This is a genomic window from Microcystis sp. M53598_WE2 (assembly GCF_030067735.1).
In the GTDB taxonomy this organism is placed as follows: domain Bacteria; phylum Cyanobacteriota; class Cyanobacteriia; order Cyanobacteriales; family Microcystaceae; genus Microcystis; species Microcystis aeruginosa.
On the sequence record NZ_JASJFE010000552.1, the window covers coordinates 1 to 4,765 of the forward strand.

The 4,765-nt window shown below is 44.3% G+C and carries 5 protein-coding genes and 1 pseudogene; 1 reads left to right on the forward strand and 5 read right to left on the reverse strand.

What is annotated here, in order from left to right:
• Positions 1-89 precede the first annotated feature (89 nt).
• Positions 90-590 (forward strand): ribonuclease toxin HepT-like protein, encoded by a 501-nt coding sequence (locus tag PX636_RS11255; protein WP_002798599.1) that lies wholly within the window; start codon positions 90-92, stop codon positions 588-590.
• A gap of 187 nt (positions 591-777) precedes the next feature.
• On the opposite strand, the gene plsY is transcribed toward PX636_RS11255, so the two are convergent.
• The 5 genes and pseudogenes from plsY to PX636_RS11275 all read right to left on the reverse strand — a co-directional run.
• Positions 778-1,434 carry a glycerol-3-phosphate 1-O-acyltransferase PlsY gene (gene plsY, locus PX636_RS11260; protein ID WP_002798600.1) on the reverse strand — a complete coding sequence of 219 codons (657 nt, stop codon included), beginning with the start codon at positions 1,432-1,434 and terminating at the stop codon, positions 778-780.
• Between the two features lie 69 nt (positions 1,435-1,503).
• Positions 1,504-2,199 (reverse strand): 3-oxoacyl-ACP reductase FabG, encoded by a 696-nt coding sequence (gene fabG / locus PX636_RS11265; RefSeq protein WP_002798601.1) that lies wholly within the window; start codon positions 2,197-2,199, stop codon positions 1,504-1,506.
• 82 nt (positions 2,200-2,281) lie between these two features.
• Positions 2,282-3,307 (reverse strand): ABC transporter ATP-binding protein, encoded by a 1,026-nt coding sequence (locus PX636_RS11270; RefSeq protein ID WP_288117227.1) that lies wholly within the window; start codon positions 3,305-3,307, stop codon positions 2,282-2,284.
• 147 nt (positions 3,308-3,454) lie between these two features.
• Positions 3,455-3,593 (reverse strand): annotated as a pseudogene (locus PX636_RS22890) (RNA-guided endonuclease TnpB family protein); the annotation flags it as partial.
• A gap of 502 nt (positions 3,594-4,095) precedes the next feature.
• A partial coding sequence (locus PX636_RS11275) for an RNA-guided endonuclease TnpB family protein (protein ID WP_288117229.1) occupies positions 4,096-4,765 on the reverse strand: 670 nt, incomplete at its 5' end.

Below are 4,765 nucleotides of genomic sequence, written 5' to 3' on the forward strand. Positions count from 1 at the left end.
AATTAGCGCTCGCTGGATTGATTTAAAGCCTATAGAAGACTTAGAACCTCATTTTCTTAAAAGAGTTTTGCAAACAGGAGAATGTCTTTATGCGTCCGATGAGTGCCAGTGAATTACAAGAAATCGCCCTTGATATTGCCACTGAAGTTAATAGATTAAATCGGCTAGAAAGCCAAATGCGTTTAGTTCAAGCGGAAATGCTAACCAACCCGGCACTAGCCGATATTTGTGCCGAAAGTTTAGCCCTAAAACTCGATAACTTCTATACAGGATGTGAACGAATTTTTCAAATTATCGCTTCTGAGTTAAATGGTGGCTTACCATCTAGTTATGACTGGCATAGAAGGCTATTAAATCGTATGAGCAAACCTCAAGATTATCGTCCTGCTGTATTACGAGAAGATACCGTGCATAAACTTAATGAATACCTAAGCTTTCGGCACGTTGTTCGCAATATCTACGGTTTTGAATTGGAAAAACAAAAACTAGAAAATCTGGTTAATAACTATTATAATACATGGCGACAAGTCCAAGAAGATATTAATAGTTTTATCCTTTGGTTAAAAACCACAGCAGACAGTCTTAATTAAACCTCAAAGACAAGATTGCTTGTTGAGATGGGGAAAGAGGCAACACCCCCCCCAACCCTACCCGACGTCGGGGGGAGATTTAGCTAATCTAAGGATAGGCGGTTAAAATGCGTCTTAGCCTATTCATAAAAGAACTGATGAGCCGTCAACTTCATTTCACAGTGGTTATTCTGACTTGAGAAAGTTATTAACTTACTTCCGATGATTGCTGTACTTTCTGACCTATTTTTGGTTCCGTCCCTGCCAACAATCTTTTAATATTACCCTGATGACGAACAATCACATAGATTCCCCCCATCAAACTAAATAAAATATAGGGGAGAGGTTGACCCAAAACAACCATTAAAATATTCACCACCAGCGCCCCGATAATCGAACCTAAAGAAACAATCCGGAAAAGTGCCAGAATAACTAAAAAACTCGCCAAAGTTACGCAAGCCACTAGGGGATTCATCACTAATAAAACCCCTAAACTGGTGGCGACGGATTTACCACCACTAAAATTCAAGAAAATCGATTTACTATGACCGATGACTGCACCCAATGCTGCCCCGATAATTAACCAATAATACCAACTTTCTGGGAGAGGATTGACATCAATAAAATATAGTCCTCGTACCAGGGCCACCGCCACCATTCCCTTTAACATATCAATTAATAACACCGTCGCCCCGGCAGTTTTTCCCAGAGTTCTCAACACATTGGTGGCCCCAGTGGAACCGGAACCATAGTCACGAATATCGATACCTTTGCTGTATTTACCGATTAAATAACCCGTGGGAATCGAACCGAGCAGATAGGATAAAAGTAAGATAGTAAGACTGATAAGAATCGGAATAAGCATAAATTAACCCCAATTTTTAGCAAGAGCGAGCGCCGTTATCAGTGTATCAGCCCGAAGACAAAAAACCACTCACAGGGAACCATAGACGGGAATTGCCGCCCCGCGCAAGTCTTTCGCCCCTTCCCCTGCCAGAAAACAGATCACCTCGGCTAGAGATTGGGGACTTACCCAGTCCTTGGCATTTGCCTCTCCCATCGCTTCCCGGTTGCCCGGAGTATCGATAATGCTGGGCAAAACCACGTTAGCGGTAATATTAGTCTGTTTGGTTTCTTCTGCGATCGCTTGAGTTAAAGCCACTACCGCCGCTTTCGAGGCACAATAGGCGGCCAAATTTGCCCCCGGTTGTACGGCACCACGAGAACCGATAGTGACGATACGACCATAATTATGAAGTTTCATCGAGCGTAAACAGTGTTTACACAGTAAAAAAGTGCTATGGAGGTTTAAATCGAACATTTTTAGCCAATCTTCATAACTAAACTCCTCCGTCGCCCCCATGGTAAAACCCCCGACTAGATGAATTAAGACATCGACCCGACCGAGATCATCAATTAATCTAGCCACGGCAGTTTCTTGGGTTAAATCCACCCTGACAAAGCGAATACGCTCAAATTCCGCCGCACTCAGCCGAGATTTCAGACGACCTACCTCCCTTTCCTCCCGATAGGTCATGGTTAGATGACCGCCATGGTGTAAAACCGCCGGAGTGACTCCTAAACCCAGTCCTCCCGTACCGCCGGTCAGCAATACCCGTTTATCTTTCATATTGATTGATATATAATCGATCGCTCCAATTATAGATGATTTAACCGGGCAATTAGGCAATATTACAGCCTTTCTCGCCGGGCTAGGATTCCTTCATCGCTTGTTTTTTCTCCGCCTTGAGGTCGCGACTGCTGGCGGCGGCAATTTCCGCATCCATCAGGGTGCGTCCGGTGGCCGCCAGATAGACATCATCGAGACTAGGACGGGATTGGGCCATGCTGAACACGGGTAATCCCGATTCGGCTAGGGTTTGTTCAATTTTGCTTAAAGGATTGCTATTCGCCCTCACGATGAGATTAAGGGAGTTACCCTGGACGGTATTAACGATCACTTCCTCGACAAAAGGCAGACGGGATAATAACTCTTTCGCTTTTAGGGCTTCTTCCTCTGGGGAAAATTCTCGCACTTTTAGGGTAATGCGATCGCCGCCCAGTTGCTCCTTCAGTTGTGAGGGGGTACCGCGAGCGATGACGATACCATTGTCGATAATTGCCAAGTTATCGGCCAAAGCGTCGATTTCTTCGAGATAATGACTGGTAATTAATACACTGGTTCCAGCCGCCCGCAATTGTCGCAGAAAATCCCAGACAATCAAACGACTTTCGATATCGAGTCCCACAGTCGGTTCATCCAGCACCAAAACTTCTGGCTGATGCAGTAATCCCGCCGCTAAATCCAGCCGTTTTTTGATGCCGCCGGAATAGGTTCCTGTTTTTTTGTCGGCGTATTCCTCTAATCCTAAAAGATTTATTAATTCTTTGATGCGATCTCTTGACTTTTGAGCGGGAATGTGATATAGAGCCGCTTGTAGTTGCAACAGTTCCCGGCCCGTGAGCATTTTATCAAGGGCGACTTCTTGGGCAACGTAACCCAGGCGTTTACGGGCGGATTTGGGGTTATTCAGGGCATCGACACCCCCCACCTCGATTTTGCCGGCATCGGGTTTAGCAAGGGTACAAAGACAGCGAATCGTGGTGGTTTTCCCCGCACCATTGGGACCGAGTAAACCGAAGATTTCTGCCGCTGCCACGGTAAAGGAGATATCTTTAACCGCTGCTGTCTGACCGTAGGATTTTTTTAACTTTTCGATCGCCACCGCAAGGGTCATAAGCTGATTTTCGCCCACTTGAGCGAGACAATTTTTTTGTTAACTTTCTCGGTCTATTTTAACCCAGATTCCCCACTGCAAAATCTGGTATTGTAAATCTGACCTCCTCACCGCGCTCTCCGTGGCGGTGATGACCGACAGATCAAATGTTGAGAGGGTGGCACTCGTTGACAATCCCTAGATTAATCCCTACTGATTGCCCGTTATTGGGAAGGGTTTCCAGTTTAATCTCAACGACAAGGCGTAAAAAATAGCGGTCTGTTGCATCTTCAATTACCGTAACCGATCAAGGTTCCGAAGAGATCAACAAAAGCCGTCGTGAAACTACGGGGTTTTCAAGCCAATTTTTCGATAACTTCTCCTTTTTACGGAAGTTTGTTGCCTCTCAACCTGGAAAATATTCAGCCAGTTTTAAGCTGGTAGATCTTAGCCTTTCTTGGGGAGAGTCAGGAATTTTCAATCTAGATTTTCAAACAGTTCCCGAACCATCAAATCTGATTGCCTTAATACTGTTTGGGTCAATTTTATTAACTCGATCGAGGAGTAAAAACTAAAACCAATCGGTTTTGGAGAGAGCCAACTTATCTCCAAAACCGCTCTAGATCGAGATCGGCTTTGTTGAAATGGAAAACAGAGATTATTCCCTAAAAAACCAGCAACTTTTTTGACTATAATAACGACAAGATTATCGGTATAGTTTTAGACTATCCTAGGATAAGCCCTATCTCGATCGCAGTATATATTTTTGACATCCTCGCCGCCGTAAAACGGACGGCGATTCCCAAACCTCACGATTTGAGTTTCTGCTTCTTTCCCGAAGGATTTTTCGCACCTGCCTTAACAGATTTACTCTGTTCTGGTCTTATGGTCGCTCTACAGACTGACACCGCAAGCCCTGCGGCCAAAATATTTTTACTGGCGTTAATATCTCGGTCGTGGTGAGTCCCACAGTCTGGACAGTCCCATCCTCGAACATTTAACGGCATTTTCTCAGCAATATGCCCGCAATTACTACATCTTTTAGAGCTAGGAAACCATCTATCTATTTCGATGTAGTTTCTCCCATACCAACGGCATTTATAGGCTAATTGTCGGGTGATTTCACCCCAGCTTACATCAGATATTGCCTGAGATAATTTCGGGTTTTTGACCATATTCTTAACGGCTAAATTCTCAACCACAATCGTTTGGTTTTCACGAACTAATTGAGTGGTTAGCTTGTGTAAATGGTCTTTCCTGCTATCGGTGATTTGAGCGTGAATTTTGGCTAATTTGATTCTTGCCTTTTCTCGATTCTTTGAGCCTTTCTGTTTTCTAGAAAGGCTTTTTTGGGCCTTTCGCAGTCTCCGATAATGCTTGTTAAAATGCTTGGGATTAGACACTTTATCGCCATCGCTGGTAATCACAAGGCTACTAATTCCTAAGTCAATTCCAATGGCTTTATCTGTTACTGGTAAT

Coding starts and splice junctions, on each gene's coding strand:
- plsY (WP_002798600.1), bottom strand. CDS start 1,434: ATGCTTATTCCGATTCTTATCAGTCTTACTATCTTACTTTTATCCTAT.
- fabG (WP_002798601.1), bottom strand. CDS start 2,199: ATGAAAGATAAACGGGTATTGCTGACCGGCGGTACGGGAGGACTGGGT.
- PX636_RS11255 (WP_002798599.1), top strand. CDS start 90: ATGCGTCCGATGAGTGCCAGTGAATTACAAGAAATCGCCCTTGATATT.
- PX636_RS11270 (WP_288117227.1), bottom strand. CDS start 3,307: ATGACCCTTGCGGTGGCGATCGAAAAGTTAAAAAAATCCTACGGTCAG.